Origin of the sequence: Pseudomonas sp. 30_B (genome assembly GCF_017491605.1) — a bacterium.
Taxonomy (GTDB): Bacteria; Pseudomonadota; Gammaproteobacteria; order Pseudomonadales; family Pseudomonadaceae; genus Pseudomonas.
The window spans coordinates 1-443 of the sequence record NZ_JAFGYY010000361.1 but is presented as its reverse complement, the minus strand read 5'-3'; the positions used below and the strand labels follow the sequence as shown (position 1 = coordinate 443).

Here is a 443-nt window from a genome sequence, read left to right as displayed (position 1 = left end):
GTGCTCGACATAGTGAAACGCGAGCGAGCTGTACGCGAGCTCGAAGCTCGCGCTAGGCAGCGACAGGCGCTCGAGGTCCGCGCGCTCGTATCGGACGGCCGGCGATGTCGTCATCTCGCGCGCCCTGTCGAGCATGCGCGCCGACACGTCGATACCGAGCACGCGCGCCGCGCCCTGCTCCGCCGCCCAGCGGCAGAACCAGCCGTAGCCGCAGCCGAGATCGACGACGCGGCGGCCCGCGACGTTCGGCAGCATCGCACGCAGCGACGGCCATTCGGGCGCGCCGTCGAGACCGTCGCGCGAGCGCGGCAACTGGCCGTAACCTTCGAAGAAGTCGGGATCGTCGTAAATGTTTTGGGTCATCGTGATTCGTGATCGGTGAAATGTTGGCATGAGTGATCGGCGCCGGCACGGCGGACGTTCGGCGTACGTGTACGCTTGGA

General features: G+C 67.3%; 1 protein-coding gene. It reads right to left on the bottom strand.

The annotated features are described in order from the left end of the window. On the bottom strand, nucleotides 1-363 hold a 363-nt coding region (locus J5M67_RS28665), incomplete at its 3' end, for a class I SAM-dependent methyltransferase (protein ID WP_207888706.1). Nucleotides 364-443 lie beyond the last annotated feature (80 nt).